Here is a 21175-nt window from a genome sequence, read left to right as displayed (position 1 = left end):
AATCTGATGGCTGAAGAACGGATCAATGCTGAACAAGTTCAACACGTCGCTGGCTTAGCCAAGCTGGCGTTTACGCCGGACGAACTCGGGACCTTTACGGGACAACTCGAAAAGATCATCGGCATGTTCGAAGAATTGAGTACCGTGGACACGACTGACGTGCCTGCAACGATGCGCTTAAGTGACGATACCTTGGGCGAAAACAACTTACGGCCCGATAAAGCGGTTAAGAGTGACGAAGCTTTACGACAAGCACTGTTGGCAAATGCGCCTGAAAAGGCAAACGGCTTAATTAAGGTACCAGCAATTATTGATGAAAGTGGGGACGGCGAATAATGACGTATTTCGACCAAGATTTAACGAGTTTGCACGCGGACTTGGTGGCTAAAAAGCTCACCGCCGTGGACTTGGCTAAAACCACTTTTGTGAACATGAAGCAAGTTGATCCTGAACTAGGGGCCTTCTTAGCATTGAACGAAGACGCCGCTTTGAAGCGGGCGGCTGAAATTGATGCGAAGGGGATTGATCCCGACAACGTGTTAGCTGGGATTCCAGTGGCCGTTAAGGATAACATTGTCACGAAGGGCTTAACGACGACAGCCGCTTCGAAGATGTTGGAACACTTTGTGCCGGTTTACGACGCAACGGTGGTTGAAAAGCTGTACGCGAGTGACGCGGTCATCGTGGGTAAGAACAACATGGATGAATTTGCGATGGGTGGTTCCACCGAAAACTCCGCGTTGAAGTTGACCCACAACCCGTGGGACGTTAGCCGAGTTCCCGGTGGCTCTTCGGGTGGTTCCGCGGTTGCGGTCGCTTCTGGTCAAGTGCCGGTTGCGTTTGGCTCCGATACCGGGGGTTCAATTCGCCAACCAGCTGCATTTAACGGCGTGGTCGGCATGAAGCCTACTTATGGGCGCGTTTCCCGTTGGGGTTTAATCGCGTTCGCTTCTTCCCTGGATCAAATTGGCCCGTTAACGCGAACCGTTAAGGATAACGCGGCGGCGCTAAACGTGATCGCCGGTTATGATCAGCATGATGGCACGGCTTCCAAGCGGGCGGTTCCCGACTTTACCGCCGGCTTGGACGGCGACATTAAGGGCATGAAGATTGGGCTACCGAAGGAATACATGGATGAAGGGATCGACCCGAAAGTTCGGGCCGTGATCAAAGACGCGGTCAAGAAGTTTGAAGAACTCGGTGCGACCGTTGAAGAAGTTTCCTTGCCACATAGCCGCTACGGGGTGTCCGCATACTACATCATTGCGTCATCCGAAGCGTCCTCAAACTTACAACGGTTTGATGGTATTCGCTACGGTTTCCGGGCGGAAGATGTTAAGAACCTGGAAGACGTTTACGTCCGCAGCCGTTCCGAAGGCTTTGGCGACGAAGTTAAGCGCCGAATCATGCTGGGAACCTTCTCATTATCCGCTGGTTATTATGATGCTTACTTCCACAAGGCGGGCCAAGTCCGGACGTTGATCATTGACGACTTCAAGCGCGTTTTTGACAAGTACGACATGATCATGGGCCCGGTTACGCCAACGCCAGCCTTCAAGATTGGTGACGAAATTTCGGACCCAATTACGATGTACATGAACGACGTCTTGACGATTCCAGTCAACTTAGCGGGCTTACCAGGGATGTCGGTTCCAGCCGGCTTTGCGGATGGCTTACCAGTTGGGTTACAACTGATTGGGAAGCGGTTCGACGAAAGCACGCTGTATAAAGCGGGCTACGCCTTTGAACAAGCTACTGATTTTCATAACCAAACCCCTAAAGTTGGAGGTGCAAACTAATGAATTTTGAAACTACGATTGGACTGGAAGTCCACGTTGAGTTAAAAACGAACTCCAAAATCTTTAGTCCGTCACCCGTGCAATTTGGTTCCGAACCAAACGCCAACACGAACGTGATCGACTGGGGATACCCAGGGGTTTTACCAACGCCCAACAAAGGTGTGGTTGAAGCGGGGATTAAGGCTGCAACGGCCCTCCATGCGCAAATCGAACACCATACGTACTTCGACCGGAAGAACTACTTCTATCCGGATAACCCGAAGGCGTACCAAATTACGCAACACGATAAGCCAATCGCCCACGACGGTTGGATTGAAATTGAAGTTGACGGCCAGACGAAAAAAGTCGGTATCGAAGAAATGCATATCGAAGAAGACGCCGGGAAAAACACCCACGAAAGCGACTATTCGTATGTCGATTTGAACCGGCAGGGGACGCCGTTGATTGAAATTGTTTCTAAACCAGAAATCAATTCCCCTGAAGAAGCGTACGCTTACTGTGAAGCATTGCGGCAACGGATTCAATTTACCGGCGTTTCTGACGTGAAGATGGAAGAAGGTTCGATGCGGGTCGACGTTAACATTTCGATTCGACCGGCCGGCTCTGATCAGTACGGGGTCAAGACGGAAATGAAGAACTTGAACTCCTTCAACTACGTCCGGAAATCGTTGGAATATGAAGAACAACGGCAACAACGGGTGCTGATGTCTGGCGGCAAGGTTCAACAAGAAACCCGTCGGTTTGACGAAACAACTGGTGAAACGATCCTAATGCGGGTCAAGGAAGGTAGCGACGATTACCGGTACTTCCCAGAACCAGATATTCCAGAATTGAACATTGATGACGACTGGATTGCCGCCGTTCAAAAGACGATTCCGGAAATGCCAGGTTCGCGGCGCAAGCGTTACGTGGACGAATTTGGTTTGACGCCTTACGATGCGGGTGTTTTGACCCAAACCAAGGAAATGTCAGACTTCTTCGACGCAACGGTCGCGGAAGGCGCGGACCCGAAGCTTGCTTCGAACTACTTGCAAGGGGACGTTAATGCTTACTTGAACGAACACAAAGTGGGACTGTTAGACACCGACTTAACGCCAGCCCACTTAGCTGCGATGATCAAGATGATCACCGATGAAACGATTTCAAGTAAGATTGCCAAGAAGGTCTTCAAGGCAATCATGGCCGGAACCGAACCAGTTAAATGGGTCAATGACAAGGGCTTAGTTCAATTGTCCGACCCTGCTAAGTTACAACCGATCGTTGACGATGTCTTGGATAACAACGAACAATCGATCGAAGACTTCAAGAACGGGAAGGACCGGGCGGTTGGCTACTTAGTTGGTCAGATCATGAAGAAGACCCGCGGTCAAGCTAACCCGAAGGTCGTCAATCAATTATTGATGAAATCATTAAAAGCCAAGTAACAAGATCAGCTGATTGCGGTTGAGCGAAGGTTCAACCATGGTCGGTCGGGCATTTCTCAAAAGTAGCGTGGTAACCGGCAACGATTATCAGGTTACTTTTTGCCGGTCAGCGACCGTTGAGAGGCGCACCGATTGTATACGAGTTTGTGGAGGAAAGAAACATGCGTAAACGGGCACGACTAATCTATAACCCAACATCCGGGCGCGAGGCGCTAGCACACGACCTTGTCGAAATTCTCGGAATTTTTGAACAGGCTGGTTATGAAACCAGTGCCTATGCGACCACGCCAGCGCCGAACTCGGCAGCCAATGAAGCGCGGCGTTGTGCCAAAGACGGGTTCGAATTAATTATCGCCGCGGGTGGCGACGGGACCATCAACCAGGTGGTCAACGGCCTCGCCGGCTTAAAACGCCGGCCAAAAATGGCCATCATTCCGGCGGGGACGACGAACGACTACGCGCGGGCACTACGGATTCCACGTAATGACCCGGTTGCGGCAGCGAAAGTTGTCTTGAAAAACCAAACGGTCAACATGGACATTGGCCAGGCGGGTGACCAGTACTTTATTAACATTGCGGCCGGGGGCCTTCTAACCGAGTTAACGTACGACGTGCCGTCGCAGTTAAAATCAATTTTTGGCTACGCGGCCTACTTGGCTAAGGGGGTCGAACTCCTACCGCGGGTTAAACCAGTTGAAATGGATCTAAAGTACGATGGTGGGCACTACGTTGGTAAGGCGTCGATGTTCTTCTTGGCGCTGACGAACTCGGTCGGCGGTTTCGAGCAACTCGTTCCGGACGCCTCGTTAGACGATGGTAAGTTCACGATGATCATTGTGAAGACCGGGAACCTGGCCAAAATGCTGCACTTGATGACGCTAGTACTTAACGGCGGCAAGCACATTAATGATCCAAGCATCATTTACGCGAAGACCCATAAGGTGGTCGCGAAGGCCCCCAAGGACCGCTTGATGATCAACTTGGATGGCGAATACGGTGGGGACGCACCGATGACGTTCCGGAACCTGAAGCAACACATTGAGATGTTTGCGGATACGGACCGGATTCCGGATGAGGCCATTACCGATCCGGAAATCGTGGATGCGGAACGCCACTTCGTTTCAGCGGTGGACCAATTACCCGAAACGTCCACGGAAACGCCGCTGGATTCGCAGGACGCTGAAAAATAAGGCGGGCTTGCGGTTAAGCGTTAGGTTCAAATTGCGAATAACTTGCTTAAATGACCGTTTACCGCTACAATGGTGGACGGTCATTTTAATAGCTTTTTACCAATTAAAGGCGGATAATTGCCGCCAGCAGGAACCGACGACCGGTTGGCGAACGTAGTGGACGTCGATTTGAGCTCACTCAGAAAGTCACTGAGCAATCTCAAATGCGAGTCTTATTCTAAGTCGAAAGTAACCCACTTCCAACTAAGAATAATTTCACTACTGAGCCATGGTCGTCGCTCCCAACTGGCTAGGATTGGCCACTCCTGCCAAGTTAGTGCACTTAAAAAGCTAACTTTAACCATGAGTTGGTATTTTAAAGGATACTCAAAGTGTGCGGGCGGGTGCCGTCGCTAGCAAATTAGATATTAATGATTCATTTTAGTTAACAAATCAATTAAAGAAAAAACGAGGATTTCAATGAAAGTAAATTTACCAGTCCATAAGGGCGAAGTGTTAGACGTCACCATCATCGACTTGACTTATCAAGGGATGGGGGTCGCCAAGGTCGACAATTACCCAATCTTTATCGAAAACGCCTTACCCGAAGAACAAATTACGGTCAAGGTAACGAAAACGACGAAGAACTTCGCGTTTGGGGACGTGCAAAAGATTAACCAGGTGAGCCCACACCGGGTTAACCCGAAGGGCCGCGTTTACCGTCAAACCGGAATTGCACCGCTTCAGCATTTGGAATACAGTGAACAGTTGAAATTTAAGCAACACCAAGTTGCTGAATTATTCGCGAAGGTCCACATGGACGACGTTGAAGTGTTGCCAACGATTGGAATGGCGAACCCGACGCAGTACCGTAACAAGGCCCAAGTGCCCGTTCGCCAGGTTCAAGGCAAGTTAACGACTGGTTTCTATAAGAAAAACAGTCACCAATTAATGCCAATTGAGGATTACTACATTCAGGATCCAGCGATTGATAAGGCCATCGTTATCGTGCGCGATATTTTACGGAAGTACCACGAAGCGGCTTACGACGAATTCCATCACAGTGGTACGGTTCGGACCATCATGGTACGTCGGGGGTATTACAGCCACGAAATGATGGTGGTCATTGTGACCCGGACGAAGCACTTGCCAATGGCCGATGTGATCACTAAAGAAATTCAGGCGGCGTTGCCCGAAGTGGTTAGTGTCATTCAAAACGTCAACCAAAAGAAGACCAACGTCATCTTGGGGCCGGATAACAACGTGCTGGCGGGCAAGTCCACGATTGACGACCAACTGCTGGGCTTGACGTTTGCGGTTTCCGCGCAGTCCTTTTACCAGGTCAACCCCCAACAAACTGAGAAATTATACCAGTTGGCCATTGACCAAGCCGGCCTGACCGGTAACGAAACGGTCATCGACGCCTACTCTGGAATTGGAACGATTTCGTTAACGATGGCGCAACACGCCAAACAAGTTTACGGGGTTGAAATCGTTCCCGCCGCGGTAGAAAATGCCAAGCAAAACGCGGACAAAAACGGGATTACCAACGCCCATTTCGAGCTCGGCAGTGCCGAAAAGGTGTTAGCCAAGTGGCAGGCCGATGGCGTTCAACCGGACGTCATCGTGGTTGATCCACCGCGGAAGGGTCTAGACGCCGACTTTATCAAGAGTGCCGGTGAAATGGCACCTAAGAAGGTGGTTTACATTAGTTGTAACCCATCGACACTGGTTCGCGACGTGCAACGGTTTGCGGAATACGGTTACCAAATCAGTGCGCCGGTTCAACCGGTCGATCAATTCCCACAGACGCCGCATATTGAAAGTGTGACGGTGTTGGAGCGGACGGCTAAATAGCGATTAAAGCTTAATATGATCTCAAATTAAAAGTGCACTTTTTCCATGAATTACGGGGTGGAAAAGGGGCACTTTTAATTAATCTTGGTTAGTTTTTCGCTTTTAGTACGTAACGATTGATGACCAGCGATAAATCGTAAATAAAGCTTTCTATCGTTACGAAAGTAGATTATAAGGACGTCGTCATCGTAAACGTGATATTCGCGGCAATTAACGTAAAGGGTTTTCCTTAAAAGATGATTATTAAGTAACTAGTTTTTATACGCTAAAATTTTAATTGAGTCTGTTATTTTAATAATAATATCAGTAAATTCGTTCTTGGGATACCTTGGCCGAGCCTAAGCTCTAAATTATGTTTAAAGGTCTCATTTAAATCTGGATTGTTGCAGTAATTGTTGAATTCGTCTGGTAGGTATTTTAAAAATTTTAAATTTGTCCTCTCTGAGAAGCGGTCTACATCACTAACCGGTTCAGAATAGTTTTCATAATACATGGTGGTAAAAGGAGAATGACCACTATAGTATCGTAAGCATAGCTAATTAAGATTATTGAGGGAATTGATGGTTCTGAGTATGCCTACAATGCAATTAATTAGGAATGTAAGTCACAACTAGCAGAACGAAAGTTATCGGTAACCAGTAATGAATTAGTAAAGGTAGTATTAAACAAACCTTTAGAAACCAAGCGTACTCGCTTATAATTAGGTTAATAAAGAAAAAATGAGCGAGGAAATTTAAGTGGCTAATAAACAAAAACAGACGGAAAATCGAGCGATGCGCGCTGCACTGATTGCAATGCATAATCTCGGCGGCCAAGTAAATCGTAAAGAAATTACTCAGGATCTTAGGGAAAATTCGCGGATGTTTTCTGAAACAGAAATTGACGAGGAGAGAACTTCAAAGAAAACAGGCAAGGTTTATCAACCTTTTGCTTGGAAATTAAATTTTGCGATTAAGCATTTAATTTTGGCTGGGTTTATTAATGAACTTAGCGGTTATCAACTTGAATTATCTAAAAAGGGCCGTAACGTAGATTTTAAAACTTTTGATGCGGATAAGGATGTACGGACGATTTCTGAACCATTGATGCCCCATCGAAAAGTTGTTAAGCGGACTAAAGTCGTTAAGGAAGCGCCTCAAACTCCGGAGGAAGAATTAAATGAAAATGAAAATCTCTGGCGTAGCCAGTTATTGGACGCGTTGATTCAGATGAGTCCCAAAAAATTTGAGTTATTCTGCCGAGGGTTACTTAAGAAAATGGGGATTGATGTAGATGATACCATTGGTGTGCAATACGTTGCGGATGGCGGTTTAGACGGGTTTGGGTATGTCCGCTCGGATGATTACCGAACGACCAGGGTTGCGCTTCAAGCGAAGCGTTGGCAGGGAAAGGTTTCAGCACCCGAAATTGATAAATTTCGGGGAGCGATGGACAAATATAATGCCGAATTTGGTATTTTTATAACTAACTCTGATTTTACTCGCGATGCGGTTAAAACTGCTCGTCAGGGGACGCGGATTATTACATTGATTGATGGTAGCCAAATTTGTGATTTAGTGGCAAAGTATCACTACTACGTTGAGCCGGTTACAACTTATCGACTGCAAGATTTCTACTTAGACGAGGATTAAAGTAAATGATTATATGGAGTGTTCGGCTGTACTAGGTTTATGAGCAATGATAAAAAAATGATTATGATTACTGTGATATGTAACGTTCTGAAAATGTACAGACTCAGGATTTTGTTAAGGTTTATTGTGGATTCAGATTTTACTGAATTAAAGCAACGTGTTAGGGATAAAAAAATAATGCGTCAATATTTTAAAGAGTTATTCTTACTTAGCAAAACTCATCACCAATCGGTAGTGCAAGAAAATGTTTAATACGTATGGCGTTAATTTGTAACTAATTTATTGATTTTAGAAGGGGAATACTAGCCAAGATTCCAAAATTCAATCGATTTGAAGCACCTTAGTTGAAGCCCTTTCGCGTCAACGGTATTATTAATATAGCTTATATTTGTCCGGTAAAGACCCGGACAGACAACGAAAGGTGAATGATTGATGGAAACGACAACACTTAGTAACGGCGTCACCATTCCAATGCTTGGTTTTGGGACGTATCGTTTAGATTCCCAAGACGTCCCAACAGCTTTAAAGACCGCGTTTGATGCGGGCTATCGCCACTTAGACTGTGCGCATATTTATGGTAACGAACCAGCCGTTGGGGAGGCCATCAAAGCTTCTGGGATTGCGCGTGAAGATCTTTTCATTACGTCGAAGGTTTGGAACACTGATCAGGGGTATGATAAGACCCTGGCAGCTTGCGACCAAACGCTGAAGGATCTGCAATTAGATTATTTGGACCTTTACTTGATTCACTGGCCAAATGAAGATAACTTTGATTTGACATTGGACACTTGGCGGGCACTTGAGACACTGTATAAGCAAAAGAAAGTGCGGGCCATTGGGGTTTCAAACTTCTCTGAAGCCCAATTAAAGGCCGTCTTTGAAATTGCGACCGTTAAGCCAATGGTCAACCAAATTGAACGGCACCCCTACAAGGTTCAAACTGAGCTTGGTAAGTTTGATACCGATAACGGGATTGTGAATGAAGGGTACTCGCCAATTGGGCACGGCCACTTGATTTTAGAAGATCCAGTAATTACGGACTTAGCGAAAAAGTACGCTAAGACGCCAGCCCAAATTGTTTTGCGGTGGCACCTAGATACCGGTTACGTCGTCTTTCCAAAGTCGGCGCAACCGGCCCATGTGAAGGAAAACTTTGAGGTGGATGGGTTCCACTTAACTGCGGCAGAAATCGCTAAAATTAACGGCTTAGATCAAGATAAACATTTAAATTACGACTAAGTATGAGTTGAATTGGAAGGATTCGTCAGTGATGATGAATCCTTTTTTTCGGCTTAATACCAGCGGCGGCGTGTCCCAGCTAGGAGCAACCAACCCCCTAATACTAGTCCAAAGAGATAGGCGCCCCAAGTAGCCGGTTTAGTACTAGCTTTTTGGGCTTCGAGGGGTGTAGCTTGCCGGTGGATGGCGATGGCGGCAGTACGCCCGGGGCCACGGCGTTTAACCTTAGAGATTTTAGGGGCCTGATTATCGTGGCCACGATTAGTTAGGCGTTGCGTATCAATATGATTGTGCGACGCGGCCTGAGCCTGTTCAGCCGGAGCTAAGCCAATTCCAGCAATTATTAGGCTGATTAAAATCATCATGAGTAGCGTGCGGGTTCGTTCCAAATCGAATTGCCTCCTTTGGGGCTGTGTGGTGAGGTTAGTTTATATAGAAAATTAACGCATGCTTTTGAAGGATCTGCAGGATAATGAAGCAAGAATACTAGGCTTGGGTTTAAGTCACTTTAAATTTTACTATTGATTCAGTTTGACGCAAGTATAAACACCGTAAACGTTGGTAAACATAGGTAGTTTGTAGCGGATGATGATTAAATTAGTACGATATAAATTGGTAGATTTTCACGCAAATTATCATCAATAGAGATGCAGAAAGACAATATTATTTTTACTTATACTATTTAATAAAATAATAAATATATGTAAATCTTTGACACATTGAACGATACTAAATATACTAAAAGCAAAATTTTGATTCGGTAATGATATTGAGTAATTGAAGACACGTTGAGTCGTATTAGTGAGGTGAATTGAAATGCAACTTGAAGATTTTAAAAAAATGTTTTCAAATTCGAAAAAGGGGACTTTGATGTTACTAGATGCCCCAACGGGGAATGGTAAAAGCCGTGGAGTAACTGAATTTCTTTGCTGGCAAGCGATGAAGGATCCTAATTTTCGGGCGTTCTTTATTTCGGATCAAAAAAAGAATATCCCAATCGATGATTTTTTGAAATTTTGGAATGACGCTGAGCACAAGCAGTATGCTGACTATGAACGGATTGCGGTTGTGCGTTCTTTATTAGAAAACGTTGGGTATCTAGTTGATGATTACACGGACGGTCAAGTGCCGAAATGCTTACTTGGAGATGCGCAAGCGGCGGAGTCTGTCGATCAAGCACTTAGAAAGCTAGCCATCAGGTATCAACAATACGAAAGTATGTGTCAAATCGGTGGGGATGTTGATTATTGGAAATTACTTGCTCCTGAAGAGTTATCGGTGCGCAGGGCGCTTGCTAAGCAGTTAGCTAAATTGTGTGGGCTCAGGGTGGAAGTACCGCTAGACAAGGAAAGTCAACAAGTACTTTTAAAGAAACTCAGTAATTCCGAATTCGTTGAGGTTCGTCGCTGGCTATTTAAACGGTATCCAACCATTAATTTAGAGCAGTTTCAGATTATTATCATGACGACCGATAAATTTATTCGGAGTTTTACGCCTTTTTTTGAGGAGAAGGGTAAGAGTCTTCTGACGACTTCGTTGCTGAATGACGCCTTAGTTGTTTTGGATGAATTTGATCGGAGCAAGAAAAAACAGCTACGCAAACAAATTGACCAAACACTTAAGATTGATACGGACCTTTTTAGTTTGTTTAATACTATTAAACATGGACTAGATCAAATTAATATCAATTTACCAATTACAGTGAAGAACCCAGCTGTTGAAGAGGGGTATTATGACGACTTACAGTCAATTGCTAAAGAATTGCAGGAAAGCTATCACTTAGAACTCCTTTACAAGGTGACAGAAGCACAATATAAAGCCAATTTTTTGATTCACTCGTTAGTTGAGAATTTAAGTAGTGACAACGTTCCGTGGCGTAGTCACTTAAATAAAGAACGAAACGGTGTTGATGTTAATCATCAGCAACCGGATGAGCTTGAATTTCGACGGATGTTGTACCGGGTCGCTGGTTTTATCCGCAGATTTACCCGGTATTTAGCAACGTGTGCACGGAAATATCAGCGTGCAAAGAATAGCGATACGGTGGGAATTAATGAGCGCATTGAATTTGAGGATGCGTTTCGAACCGTTGGTAGCGCAATGGGACTTAGTTATGATCAAATGACAATTTTACTTGATATTCAGGCGGAGCCCCCGTATAAAAGCGGTTCTACCAAGCATAAGAAACTCCTGAGCTTACATCGACCGCAACCGTTACAGGAACGCGGCCTGGACCTTTATTATTTTCAGGATGCCAATGATCATAGTGAGCAGACAATCTTTAACGCGGCTTTCTACACGCTAACCCCGGAGCGGTACTTACTAATGTTATTAAAACATTGTCGTATTTGGGGGCTTTCAGCTACCGCTAATTTTGAAACGATTTTGGATAATTATGACTTACCGTTTTTAAAAGACCAATTAGGAGCTAATTTTAAGCAAGCACGGCAGTATTTAACAGCGAAAACGCAACGGGAGTTTGATTTAAAAACGCGCTATCGGGAACGGGGGATTCAAGTTCAAGCCCGTATGGTGGGTTTAAAAGCTAGCGTTGTTAAAACGCTAAAAGCAAGTCAGTTCAAGCAACGCGTTACGAATTGGGACGCCATTATAAATTTGGATGGCAATTTAACCCAACTAATTCATACAATCGAAAGCGCGGAAGGAAAAAAGGCGCAATATTTTCTGGAACGCTACCTAGCGTTATTTGAAAGCTTTATTGAACTGCTGGCACGACCGACGTATACAAGTTTTCTAGGGTTACAAGCGAAACTGCCAGATCACTCTGCTGAAATGAACGCAGGCTTTATCAACCAAGTTTTTGAAACGCTAAAACAACAATTGGTACCCAATAAGGTACCCGTGGAATTGAGAATAATTTCAGGGCGTCATAATGAAATCGAAGCACAACTTACCGAAGTCCGACGCTTATTAGCTGGCGGAACACGCGTTTACATGCTAAGTGCGTACCAAACGCTGGGCGTTGGTCAAAATTTGCAGCACCCGATTAGTGCGTTTGAAAAAGAGCACAGTCTTTCAATTGGTGGGAAATCTAACGAGGCTGATAAGCGCTTTAACGCTAAGGATATTGACGGGATGTACCTTGGTGACGTTACCCATTTATTAACATCACCGGGGCGGTCAGGGATGAATGCTGAGACGTTAGCAATGGTAATCGAATTGCAATATTTACGTGAAAATAACGAGATTAATACGGAACAATTAAGAAGTTGCTTTAATAAAGCTTTGAACGGACAATTCTTTTCTTTGAAAGACGCTCCTAGTCTTGCCATGAGCTATACGTATACCATTGTGCAAGCACTTGGCCGGATGAACCGGGCCTTTAATAAGCATCCTAATCCCCTAGTGTTAACGCACCGCAACGTTGTTAGTCAGATTCGAACGATTGGAGTGGAAGCGGACCAACTGAGTCCAGAGGTACAGGCCCTACTGGATTGTCAGGAGCAAAAAAACACGACGCAAACTGAGCAGAGCCGCTTAGATCAATATAGACGGCAAAATTACACTAAATATTGTGCTAATGATATTAATCGGCTGGTTTACCGGCTTCAAAGTGATCGTCAGGTTGCTGAATATTACCAAGCCTTGCGGGAATGTATGTTGAAATATCCAACCATCAGTAGAGCGCAATTAATCACAGTTCAAAATGAATTTGATGAAAATCAACAAATGGGATTGCAGTATTTATCAAATACCGTCGCGCCAATTGTTAAATATCAGGCCGGTGTTCAGCACTTAGACTATGGTGATTTTTGTTTTGAAGATTGCCCAGATGAACCGCAGGTGGAAGTTTCAGCTGAACAAGCGGGGCTACCAGCCGTATTAAAATATCCCGGTATGCGGGATTATTTTGAGCGCCACGAATACGCAACGGAATGGCAACCGGATGAATTTATTTTAAATCCGGTTCAATTTATCAATTTGTACACGGGAATTTTGGGTGAAGCTGCCGGTAAATTTATTTTTCAGCGGGTATTGGGCTATCACCTACGTGATTTTTTGGATATTCGGCACAACGAATTGTTTGATTTTAAGATTGGCAATCAAGTTGCAGTTGATTTTAAAAATTGGCAACTAACCCACACGGAGCCGGCAGAATCAGCTCGTCAAGCGGTGTTAAAAAAGCTTGAAACGCTAACGACGGATACTGGTGATGAATGGCGTGTAATTGTAATTAATCTATTTGGTAAGGACCCGGTGAATGTCATTCAAACGGCAAACCAACGAATTATGGAAGTTCCTGGCCTAATTGATCAACAAGGACAGTTAATTTTAACGCAAGCAGCAATATTAAAGATTGGAGCTTTTGTAGATGGCAAAGACGACTAATATTCAAGTGAACTGCTTGGATATGGAGCTTGATAAAACGGGGCTTAATAGTAAATTCGATGTGTATAAGATTGTGCTAACGCAGCAGGAATATTTTAGTGATTTTTACAGGCAATTGCAGGCATCACCAGCACTTTCAATGGTTTACAAAAATAAACTGAACTATTACGTTCTTTTTTCTAAAAGGGCGTCCGTAAAGCTGCAAACTTGTGATCAATTTACAGTGACGATGGTGCCGTTTTCTGACTTAAACCCAAACCAAGTGGTCCAACTATTATTAAATCAGCTCACCAATCTGACGCTAGCGCCTGAGCGTAATTTAACACCGGAACTTTACGTGACCTTACCAAAGTGGCAGCGTAATCGGCGCTTGGGCGGTCAAATTCGCTACGCACTGAAAGTAAAATTAACGTGGCATAATGAGTTAGTTTTAAGTGTAACGAGTTTCCGTACGCCGAGTGAGCACGAAAAATTACCAACGGAACGGTACCAATATTGTGAAAAACGGGGGCTCATGGTGCGCCAGTTTGATAGTAAGGAGCCTTATTGGATTCGTGGGAATAAAACCAAAATTAATAATACGGTCGATTTCTTGAATACTGATCAACTTGAACGTTTTGAACGGAGTAAGGTTGGTATTGTGACCCAATTGCAACATGAGCTGAAACGAAATTTTGGCAAGTGTTTTAAAAAAGAAACGGTGACTTTCGCAAATTATCCAGTTTTAAAAGTTGCCCGGCCTAAACCAAGTCTTAAAAGTGAACACGGCGCAAGCATTTGGCGCTATTTTAAAGACCAAACGATTAACGTGATTTCAGAACCAACGGAGCCTAAAACGGGAGAATTGGCCACCCAAATTGCGCTTGCGTTGACGAAATCCCCACTTTTACAAGAATTGAAGCTTGTCATTCAGCAACGAGAACACTTGGTGGACGGGTTAAATTTGTCCGTTATTCGGGAAGCACGCCCCGAAAAAGTCGGGAAAGCTAACGTTATCGAAACGTATCAGCGGGGGACAGAAACGCAAATTATCCAACATTTGACCATCGAGAATGTTGGTCATTACAGCTTAGATTCTGATTTGACGAGTTGGCAGCCCAAACAAGGGGAGGTTACCATTGATCCGGCGATGGTCAATATTTTCCAAAATTTGGCCGTTAAAGCTGACATTCGAGCGGGGCAACTTCGCCTGGTGGATAATGAATTAATTGAAACAACGAGTCGTTATCAATACTATTGGTTTAATTCATTAAAGACTGGGAGACAGGATCCTTGCAGAATTGCAGTGGTTAAAGCTACGGTGACGGCGACTGGCCAGTTAGCATTTAGTGATCAAGTGGTGACTTTGAGTGATACGGGTGAATTTAAGCGAGATGAGTTAACGGAGCTTTGTTACCTAATCTGGGATAATTTAAACCATCATAAGTGGTTGTGGGCGTTAGTGGATGGCGTGATTTGCTCGCAGGATAGCTACTTGTTAATTATGCAGACGCAACTGCAATTAATGCCAAAAAGTGAGGAACTGATGGAACGGCACCAGCGAGCGGATGGCAGTCGGGTGTTAGTACGGTCGGTTGTTTTATCCGACTTAGCTTTGGTCGCGACGAGTCCCGTCGGTAAGATTTCGGCGGATGATTATCAGGCAGCCATAGCCGCTTTTAGGGATGTAATTGAGCAGATACCAGACCCAACCTTTACCGTAGACGAGGTTCGACAACGGCTAAAAAAACACGCAAACCGCTTCTTTAGCAATCGGGCCGTCCAACAAGTTTGTCGTAATTTCGAACAGGTCACGGATTATACGTTTAATAATTCGGCGCGGCAAACGCAACCTTATAGCTTATTTCCGGGTTTTCGAGATATTGGGCTAATTCAAATCAAGCAAGATCATCAGTGGGTCTATCATTATTACGTTGGGACAAACGCACCGCTGCCACAAACGGTTAGTCGCGCAATTCGGTTACGTGCTTTAATCCCGTTGCCATCCCAAACTTCAAAAGATGCTCCGGATGAAGTAGTGAACCGCGTCTTTCCAGATCTAATCAATTTAATGGGCGTGGAGTTTGTTCGTAATGGGCAGTGGACGGTCAAACCGTTCATGATGAAATACGCCCGCGAATATTGGCGACTCAAAACGTATGATCCGCAAAAGAAAGACTCAAAATAGCTTCATTTGAATAAGGCGCATTAAAAACGCGGTCCCATTGTGGGCACCGCGTTTCGCTTTCAGTCCTTAATTATTCATAAATAGATTGCCGCTGCGCCGCCTCCAACAATGCCGGCACCGCCGCGCGGGCCTGCTCGTGAGCAGCTTGTTGGGCCTTTTGTTCGTATTGCCGCTTGAGCGCGGTCAACTGAGTCGCGTTTAGGCGGGGATTAGCCGCCTGAGCCCGCTTTAACTGGCTAGCCACCGCCTGCGCCGACGTTTTGCGGGCCGTCGTCGTTAAGCGGTTGGCGCGTTTTTCTAACCACTTGGCCTGGTTAACACTCAATACCGACCAATTGGCTGGAATTTCAAACGTGTTGGTCTCGCGAATTAACAGGTTGTGGTGACCGGTGCCGCGAAACAGCGTCCGCCACCAATGGTTATTATAAGCCCAACGATGCTGAATCGTTAGTAAGCGCGCCGACTGCCGGTGCGTGCGGGTCACGCGGTTAGTCGTCTTGAGACTCGCCGCCGTGTGGAGCTGTTTTTGATGGTCCGCACGGCGATAAACGTAGACCTTTTCGTGCTCAGCTTGCTTGACCGGACTATACAGTAAAAAGTTGACGTTGGGATTACTGATCGTCGGTTGCAGCGCCGTCACGTGCGTGGTTTTCTCACAGTGCATCCCCCAATGCCACTGGTCGTTACCAATCATCAAAATGGCGGCGCCCACGAGAACGACTAAGCTAATGCCGCCAACCGTTAGCTGCGAGCGGTGGGTGGGCATTAATAGGAGGCCTAAAATAAAGCCGGCCAAACCAATTCCAAGGATGACTAGAATCATGCCACGTCAGCTCCTTTCACCGGGCGTTTAACGAAGAGCGCACAAATCAGACCAATAATGCCGAGGACGGTTGCGACGAGGAAGGCCGCGTGAAAGCCGTTCATGGCTGCGTTATAAGCCTGACTTTGGTAGGCCAGCGGCGCGCTTTTCAGGAGTCGAGCGGCCGGTTGACCCTGATTGGCCACGTTGGTCAGGACGCTACCGAGAACCGCGGTCCCCATCGACGTCATAATTTGGCGCATGGTACTGTTGATCGCGGTTCCGTGACTAAGCTGAATTCCGTGGAGGTCGACCGAACTCGCCGCCGTCAGTGGCATCGCGACTAGCGCGACCCCACTCATCAGGATACAATATTCCATCACGATGTCCGGATAAGGCGTGTGGCGCGTCAACATTGCGAAGGGTAGCGTTCCCAGTGTTAGTAAAAAAGTCCCCATTAACGCAAGCCGCCGACCGCCGATTAAATCGTAGGCGCGGCCACTAATCAAGCTAATCACGCCGTAAAGGAGTGCGCCGGGTAAAATCATCAGTCCGGATTGCAGTGGTGTTAAACCGCGCACATTTTGCAAGTACATCGGTAGGACGACCTGAATCCCAATCATAGCGGTGTTGGCAATCCCGGTAATCATGGATGCAATTGTAAAGGACGAGATTTTAAGGAGCCGAATATTGAGTAGGGGCTGCTTTTGCGGCCATTCACGCCAAACGAAGCCGGCGATAAAGATGAGTCCCACGACGAGGCTGACGAGCACGATTGGTGCGCCCCAACCATGGGCGCCCACGGATGAAAAGCCATACAGTAAGCTCCCAAAACCAATCGTTGACAGAATGATCGCCCAGCCGTCCAGCGGCGATTTCTTGAGTGGAATCACCGGCTTAACGGTAAAGGCGGCCAGTAACAAGACGAGTGCGATGGGTGGGATCATCATGCCAAACAAGTCCCGCCAAGTCGCGTTATCTAGAATCCAACCGGAGACGGTTGGCCCCAGCGCCGGGGCCAGCCCAATCACAATTCCACCGACCCCCATCATGGTACCCCGTTTTTCGGGCGGGTAGACCACTAGCAAAACGGTCTGGATTGTCGGGAAGGTAATTCCAATCCCAACGGCTTGAATGAGCCGCCCAGCTAAAATCATTTGAAAGTTGGGTGCGGTAAAACTAACAATCAAGCCAATTAAAAAACAACTTAACGCGCCCATATAAATCAAGCGGAGACTGAAGTTATTCAGTAGCCAGGCACTGACCGGAATCATGATGCCCATGACCAGTAAAAACCCGGTCGTCAGCCATTGGACGGTGGCGCTTGAAATTGAGAAGGTCGACATCAACGTCGGGTAAGCGGTCACGAGCATGTTAGTCGTGAGCGCCGTACAAAAAGTTCCCAGTACCAGCGTGAGCGTTAATCCGAGTGGATTATAGCTGGTGCTAGTTGTATCATCCATGAAAAATTCCCCCAAGTGTGCTATGATTAAACTGATTAAATCAGTTTAGTTAAAGTGTACCAATTCTTAATCACAAATTAAACTGTTTGGCGTCGTTTTTGCAAAAAGTTGTTAATTTATGAGTTATAATAATAAACGAATTAATCTGAGAGCGGGGAATAACATGGTTAAAAGAAGAACGCTAACCCAGGCCAAAGTGCTGGGAACGGCCAACCAATTAATTGAAAGTAAGGGGATTACCGGGTTAACGATCCGGGATCTAGCGCTCGCGTTAGATGTCCGGCCACAATCGATTTACAATTACGTTGATAGTCTAAGCGACTTGTTAGATCAAGTTGGGCTTCAGTTCGTTCAAAACGTTGCGGACCAGTTGAATGAAAAAATGGCGGACGTGACGGGAGACGACGCGCTAATGACGTTCGCCCAGGAATTCCGGGCGGCTTGCAAGCACCACCGCGGACTCGCACCGGTACTCCTAGACTTAAATGATAATTTAAAAATTCCACGGACCCGGAAATCAATGATCAAACTGTATCAGGACATGTTTACGCCGTTACAGTTAAACGACGCGGCGCGGGTTGAGAACACCCTGTACCGGTCCACTTTATTCGGGTTCATTATTCAAGAAATCGGTGGTTTCTTCACGCTCCCCGAATCCGAACTCGATGACCGGTTCACCAAGACGATGCAACTAGCCATCGAACAGACCCATTTACCAGCAGATCGCCAGTAAATAGTTTAAGACGTTTAGCCGCTTGCGGTTAGGCGCCTTTTTTTAACCAAAAATTGAGATTATTAACTTATTTTAACGATTACCAAAAATCAGGCGAAAAATCCGCCCGTCACTAGTAAAATCGTTTACAATAAAAGCAAGTAAACGAGGGGAGCGGGTGCCAATGACGCAACGCAAATTAACCAAACTTGAACATGGTTTAACGAACGCCGAGGTTGCGGCGCGGCAGCACGCCGGGCTTAAGAATGACCCGGTACCACCGCTGACCCGCTCCGTTAAGCAGATTTTTCGGGACAACCTGCTCACACTGTTCAACTTTCTGAATATTGGTTTGGCTGGCTTGGTCCTACTGACGGGGAGCTACAAAAATCTGCTCTTTATTTTTGTGGTGATCATCAATACGGCTATCGGGATTTTTCAAGAGATCCGGGCCAAACGCCAGGTTGACCAATTGAGTTTGTTGTCGGCGGCCCAGTTGACAATTCGACGGAATGGTCAGGAACAAAAGGTCGCACAAGACGCAATCGTTCAAGACGACCTATTATTAGTAACGCGCGGCGACCAGTTGCCAGTTGACGGGCTCGTCCGCACGACCGCTGGCCTAGAAGTCGATGAATCGCAGGTCACGGGCGAAGCGGCGTCGGTCACCAAAGCCACGGGCGACGCGTTGATTTCTGGGAGCGTCATCCTCGGGGGTCACGCCGTTGTTCAGGCGACCGCGGTCGGCAAGGGGAGTTTCATTACCAAAATGGCCACGGCCGCCAAGCAAAAACGGCGCGCCGCGAGTGAACTGCTGACGATTATTAATCGAATTATTAAAGTTTTAACCTTTACCATCATTCCGCTCGGAGCGGCCCTGTTTATTGCCAGTATGTTGCGCGGAACCAGTCAAAACCGCGCCATTTTAGGGACGGTGGCGTCGATGGTCGGGATGATTCCAGAAGGGTTAGTGCTACTAACGTCGGTTGCGCTAGCCGCCGGCGCCTTCACCTTGGGGCGCCACCGGGTGCTAGTGCGGGAACTATCGGCCATTGAAGCGCTAGCCCGTGTTGATACCCTGTGCCTGGATAAAACCGGGACGATTACCAGCGGCGCACTCCAATTTGAACGCGTTGAGCCACTCGGCCAAGCGACGACCGGGCAAGTCACGACCATTTTGACCGAACTCGTGGCCGCCATCGACGACGATAATGAAACCGCCCGCGCCTTGCAGCAACGCCTCGGTCAAGCCGGGGTCGCGCCTGAAGAAGTGCTACCGTTTTCGTCCGAACGTAAATGGAGCGGCGCGCAGTGGCAGGGCCACGCGTACGTCATGGGGGCGCCTGAATTTATTTTTAATCAGGTTGAACCGGAACTAAAACAACGCATTCACCACTTTGCACAGCGCGGCTACCGGGTGCTCGTCTTAGCCCAAGTTAGCGCGTTAACCACGCCGCGGCCAACTGCACCGCGGGCCCTGGGACTAATCTTGATCACCGATGAATTACGGCCGCAAGCAAAAAATACGCTCAACTTCTTCCAAAATCAGGACGTCGCCTTAAAAGTAATTTCTGGCGATAATCCGGTGACGGTCGCTAGCATCGCGCAGCGCGCCGGGGTCGCCGGGGCGGCGCAACTCGTCGACATGAGTCAGGTCGGTCCGCACCCCGACTACGACCAATTAGTAGCGGCTTATAACGTGTTCGGGCGGGTGACGCCCCAACAAAAGGAAGGCCTGATCAAGGCCTACCAAACCGCTGGGCACACGGTCGCGATGACCGGTGACGGGGTGAACGACCTATTAGCGCTCAAGCAGGCCGATTGTAGCGTTGCGATGGCTAGTGGGAGCGAAGCCGCCAAGAGCTTGGCCGACTTCGTTCTGATCGACTCGAACTTTGACGCCCTCGTGCAGGTGTTAAACGAAGGCCGCCGGGTCATCAATAACATTGAACGGGTTGCGGCCCTGTACCTCATAAAAACGATGTACTCGATCGCCTTAACGCTCATTTTTATTTTCATGAACCGGAGCTACCCGTTTGAACCGATTCAGTTGACCCCAATTTCTAGTTTAATGGTCGGCATTCCGACGTTCTTTTTGGCGTTACAGCCGGACTACACCCGGATCACCGGCCGCTTCATGCGCCAAGTCATGGAAATCGCGGTCCCGGCCGCCCTGTGCGTGGTGGGTTACATTCTAACCATCATGGTGCTGGGGAGCCACTTTAACTTGACCTTTGCGACGACCTCAACGTTGAGCGTTCTAATGACTGGTATTATCAGCTTGAACGCGCTTTTGCTGGCGGCGCGGCCGCTCAACCGGTTAAAAATTGGGTTGGTAGCGTTAATGGCGCTATTATTCGTCGCCGTTTTCGTGTTCGGCGGCTCGCTATTCTCGCTGGTCAGCTTGGCCAACGCTCGGCTGGCCCTCTTATACCTACCATTAATGATCAGCGCGTACCCGGTCTTTGTCCTCGTCCAAAACGGCCTGGGTAAGCGGGTTCTCAGCCGGATTCGGTGGCGCTGATGAACAGACTCGTGACTGCGGTTACGGGTCTTTTTTTT

General features: G+C 47.0%; 14 protein-coding genes. 11 read left to right on the top strand and 3 right to left on the bottom strand.

Translation table 11 applies throughout. The annotated features are described in order from the left end of the window. The first annotated feature begins 6 nt into the window (after positions 1 to 6). The 7 genes from gatC (at position 7) to FFM79_RS00520 (ending at position 9119) form a co-directional block, all read left to right on the top strand. The gene (gene gatC, locus FFM79_RS00550; protein ID WP_137641531.1) at positions 7 to 336 is read left to right on the top strand and encodes an Asp-tRNA(Asn)/Glu-tRNA(Gln) amidotransferase subunit GatC; all 330 of its coding nucleotides are present in this window, start codon (positions 7 to 9) and stop codon (positions 334 to 336) included. Next, entirely contained in the window at positions 336 to 1799 is a 1464-nt protein-coding gene (gene gatA, locus FFM79_RS00545; protein ID WP_137641530.1) for an Asp-tRNA(Asn)/Glu-tRNA(Gln) amidotransferase subunit GatA, read from the top strand. The genes gatC and gatA overlap by 1 nt, the downstream gene beginning before the upstream one ends. Continuing rightward, complete coding sequence (gene gatB, locus FFM79_RS00540) at positions 1799 to 3223, top strand: Asp-tRNA(Asn)/Glu-tRNA(Gln) amidotransferase subunit GatB (protein WP_137641529.1); 1425 nt, start codon at positions 1799 to 1801, stop codon at positions 3221 to 3223. The genes gatA and gatB overlap by 1 nt, the downstream gene beginning before the upstream one ends. 161 nt (positions 3224 to 3384) lie before the next feature. Then, the gene (locus FFM79_RS00535) at positions 3385 to 4413 is read left to right on the top strand and encodes a diacylglycerol kinase (protein WP_137641528.1); all 1029 of its coding nucleotides are present in this window, start codon (positions 3385 to 3387) and stop codon (positions 4411 to 4413) included. Positions 4414 to 4872: 459 nt separating this feature from the next. Next, complete coding sequence (rlmD, locus tag FFM79_RS00530; RefSeq protein ID WP_137641527.1) at positions 4873 to 6249, top strand: 23S rRNA (uracil(1939)-C(5))-methyltransferase RlmD; 1377 nt, start codon at positions 4873 to 4875, stop codon at positions 6247 to 6249. A gap of 737 nt (positions 6250 to 6986) precedes the next feature. Beyond that, positions 6987 to 7880, top strand: coding sequence for a restriction endonuclease (locus tag FFM79_RS00525; protein ID WP_225424339.1), 894 nt, complete (start codon positions 6987 to 6989; stop codon positions 7878 to 7880). A 432-nt stretch (positions 7881 to 8312) separates the two neighbouring features. Further along, positions 8313 to 9119: an aldo/keto reductase gene (locus FFM79_RS00520; protein ID WP_137641526.1), complete on the top strand. Its 807-nt coding sequence runs from the start codon at positions 8313 to 8315 to the stop codon at positions 9117 to 9119. 53 nt (positions 9120 to 9172) lie between these two features. On the opposite strand, the gene FFM79_RS00515 is transcribed toward FFM79_RS00520, so the two are convergent. Continuing rightward, positions 9173 to 9508 carry a hypothetical protein gene (locus FFM79_RS00515; RefSeq protein ID WP_137641525.1) on the bottom strand — a complete coding sequence of 112 codons (336 nt, stop codon included), beginning with the start codon at positions 9506 to 9508 and terminating at the stop codon, positions 9173 to 9175. A gap of 427 nt (positions 9509 to 9935) precedes the next feature. On the opposite strand from FFM79_RS00515, the gene FFM79_RS00510 reads away from it, so the two are divergent. Next, positions 9936 to 13469, top strand: coding sequence for a hypothetical protein (locus FFM79_RS00510; protein WP_137641524.1), 3534 nt, complete (start codon positions 9936 to 9938; stop codon positions 13467 to 13469). Beyond that, positions 13453 to 15636 (top strand): hypothetical protein, encoded by a 2184-nt coding sequence (locus FFM79_RS00505; protein ID WP_137641523.1) that lies wholly within the window; start codon positions 13453 to 13455, stop codon positions 15634 to 15636. Before FFM79_RS00510 ends, FFM79_RS00505 begins: the two co-directional genes overlap by 17 nt. A 70-nt stretch (positions 15637 to 15706) precedes the next feature. Here FFM79_RS00505 and FFM79_RS00500 read toward each other — a convergent pair whose 3' ends face one another. Next, the gene (locus FFM79_RS00500; protein ID WP_137641522.1) at positions 15707 to 16459 is read right to left on the bottom strand and encodes a DUF4811 domain-containing protein; all 753 of its coding nucleotides are present in this window, start codon (positions 16457 to 16459) and stop codon (positions 15707 to 15709) included. Beyond that, a complete protein-coding gene (locus tag FFM79_RS00495; protein WP_137641521.1) occupies positions 16456 to 17901 on the bottom strand; it encodes an MDR family MFS transporter in 1446 nt (481 codons plus the stop codon). Before FFM79_RS00495 ends, FFM79_RS00500 begins: the two co-directional genes overlap by 4 nt. Positions 17902 to 18064: 163 nt before the next feature. Here FFM79_RS00495 and FFM79_RS00490 point away from each other — a divergent pair, with 163 nt between their 5' ends. Next, positions 18065 to 18634 (top strand): TetR/AcrR family transcriptional regulator, encoded by a 570-nt coding sequence (locus FFM79_RS00490; protein ID WP_137641520.1) that lies wholly within the window; start codon positions 18065 to 18067, stop codon positions 18632 to 18634. A 163-nt stretch (positions 18635 to 18797) separates the two neighbouring features. Further along, positions 18798 to 21137, top strand: a complete 2340-nt coding sequence (locus FFM79_RS00485) for a cation-translocating P-type ATPase (RefSeq protein ID WP_137641519.1) — start codon at positions 18798 to 18800, stop codon at positions 21135 to 21137. Positions 21138 to 21175: the final 38 nt, after the last annotated feature.

Origin of the sequence: Lactiplantibacillus modestisalitolerans (assembly GCF_005405425.1) — a bacterium.
In the GTDB taxonomy this organism is placed as follows: Bacteria; Bacillota; Bacilli; order Lactobacillales; family Lactobacillaceae; genus Lactiplantibacillus; species Lactiplantibacillus modestisalitolerans.
Note: the sequence above shows the minus strand (reverse complement) of the source record. Positions and strands in the feature narration are given on the sequence as shown.